This window comes from Runella sp. MFBS21 (assembly GCF_029433105.1).
GTDB lineage: Bacteria > Bacteroidota > Bacteroidia > Cytophagales > Spirosomataceae > Runella.
The window spans coordinates 1-2,991 of record NZ_JARNTW010000053.1; the positions used below are offsets into that span (position 1 = coordinate 1).

At 42.3% G+C, this 2,991-nt stretch carries 1 protein-coding gene and 1 pseudogene; both read left to right on the forward strand.

All coding sequences use genetic code 11. The features are described from left to right. A pseudogene (locus P1X15_RS32380) lies at window positions 1-504 on the forward strand (hypothetical protein); the annotation flags it as partial. 194 nt (window positions 505-698) lie between these two features. Next, window positions 699-2,991 (forward strand): hypothetical protein (locus tag P1X15_RS32385; protein WP_277342248.1); only part of this gene is annotated, 2,293 nt, incomplete at its 3' end.

Consider the following 2,991-nt stretch of genomic DNA (forward strand, 5'->3'; position numbering starts at 1 on the left):
ATTTCACAATCTAATAGCGACCATGTAGCCTCTATTACTCAGACAGGTACAGGTAATGAAGCTAGCATCACCCAACTTGACGGGCCGGCTAATGATGCCTCTATTTCACAAAATGGAATCGGTAACAACGCTCAAATTGGGCAAGCTGGGCTTAACAACACCGCTAGTGTTAGTCAAACTGGAAATGACAACTTTAGCTACATTTCTCAGCTATCACAAGATAACATGGCATCTCTAACGCAAAATGGTAACTCCAACTATGCTGCTCTTGAGCAAATTGGTTCAGGAAATGAGGCCATTTTCTCGCAAGTTGGAAACGGAAACAGCATCGTGGGTGCCGCGGGGGGAGCAGTCCAACAAGGGGGAGGAAATAACTACCTAGAAATTAACCAAAACGGTAACAACAACACCGCTGGATTTACTCAAAATGGTAGTGGTAACTCTTACACGCTCAACCAAAACGGTAACAATAATACCTTTACGCTTACTCAAACTGGTATCTAAACAAGCTCCCGTTTGATAACATAAAAAAACGCTGAAAGAAATTCTTTTCAGCGTTTTTTTTATATTTTTATACCGTTAAAAAAAATACATACCAAACTTAACAAAAAATCTTTTTAAACTTATACTTTTGTATACATTAAGTATACCCTTTTGAAAATCAATCTTACCTCGAACCATTTTATTTACATACATTCATGAAAAAACTCACAATGACCGTTGCGAGCTTCCTCTTTGCTCTAGCGGCGTATTCGCAAAACTCATTAACTGCGAATCAAACATCAACTAATGGTGGAATAAACACAGTCAGTGGACCAAGCCAAACTGTCTCAGGAAGCGGAGCCAATACGGCTACACTTAACCAAACTGCCGACGGAGCTTCTTCCCTCAACACTATCAACTTAACTCAAACGAGTGCAGCATTTGCTAACTTTGGAACAATCACCCAAGAAGCTAGTGCTGGCGGTGTTAATACTGCCACTTTGTCTCAAAACGTAGATGCCACTGGTAACAACAGCGCGACATTGTCTCAAACGACAACTAATGGTATAAACACTGCTGATGTCAATCAATTTGATGATGCTAACGTTTCAACAGTTACTCAAAATGCTACTGACGGCGAAAACTATGTTGAAATTGATCAGCGAAAAGATGCAGTAGCTACAGTAACTCAAACAGCTACTGGGTCTGGTAGCTACAATGATGCTGATATTTATCAGAACAATAGCAATGACAACACCGCAACGGTAACTCAAACCGCTAATTTGGGAGGTTCAAACTACATAGATGTAAACCAATATGGCACAGATATTACTGTAACATCTACCCAAAATGCCGACGGAGCTGGTAGCCAAAATGACTCCTATGTAAGCCAAGCTGTTACCAGTGATGATTCTAATGTAGGTTTATCTCAAACCGCTAACGGCGGTGGATATAATGAGTCATATGTAGATCAATTAAATGATGATTTAACCGCTACAATCACTCAAAGTGCAAGTGGTACTTCTACATCCAATGACTCTTATGTTCGTCAAGGTTTGTTGAGCGATAATTCAACTGCAACCGTTGCTCAGACTGCCACTGATGGTGCTATCAACGAATCTAGCGTTGTCCAATTAGCCGATAATCTAAGTGCCATTGTAACCCAAAATGCAACTGGTACGGGTAGCCAAAATGATGCTGATGTAATTCAAGATTTACTCCCTAACAATACAGATGCTACTATCACTCAAACAGCCTCTTCTGGAGGTGTAAACGATGCCGTAACATGGCAAGGTAGTGATGACTCTGATCTTACTGTTACACAAACTGCGGCAGGAACTGGTAGCAACAATGACGCAAATATCTTACAAGGAGTTTTGAGTAGATATGTCACAGCCACTATCACCCAAAACGCCCAATCAGGAGGCGAAAACGACGCAACTATTAGTCAGCTAGCCGACGACCTTGAGGCAACTATAACTCAGACAGCTACTGGTGCTGGTAGTACAAATACAGGAACCATTGAGCAAACTTTATTAAGTGATGACGCCACTGCTACCATTACCCAGACGGCTTCGGCTAGTGCCGACAACTTTGCAGACGTGGAACAAGCAGGGGATGACTTATCGGCCACTGTATCACAAACTGCCGACGGAACCGATAGTAACAATGAAGCTTACGTAGAGCAAACTTCACAAAGTAGTTATGGAGATGTAACCGTAATGCAAGATGCAATCACGGGGGGGCAAAACTATGCTAATATCCAGCAAAGAGGAGACTATGTAACTATAGATGTAGAGCAAAACGCCAGTGGTGCCAATAGTTCAAACACTACTTACCTAGATCAATACAACAATAGCTCTAATGCCGATATCACTGTATCTCAAGATGCTCAAGCTGGTGCTGAAAACTATGCCAATGTAGAACAAACAGGTGATGATATTGAGACCACTATTACCCAGACAGGTACTGGTGCAGGAAGTTATAACCAAGCATATGTGGATCAATACACAGATAGTGACTTTGCTACTACCACTATCACCCAAGATGCATCCGCAAGTGCTGACAACTATGCTACAGTTAATCAATATGGTAATAATCTCACTGCTACCATCGACCAAGATGCCGATGGCTCAGGTAGCTCCAACACCGCTACTATTACTCAGGAGATCAATACAGATAATAGTGGTGCAACCATCTCCCAACTAGCTGAAAACGCGGGTACAAACACTGCCACTATCATTCAAAAAGGAGATACTGAAACTGCATCTGTAGACCAAACAGCCGCTTTCAGTGCTACCAATACTGCTACCGTTACTCAAGAAGACCTCAACGCTCTTGGCTCTAATGCCGAAATCACTCAGGATGCGATCGACAACGCATCCAACACCGCTACTACGCTACAACGTACCGATGCTTTGGGTGACATCATCATCGACCAAACTGCTTCGGGTACTGGCTCTAGCAACCTAGTGGATGTCTTCCAAAACTCATCTACTTTTGCTTCAT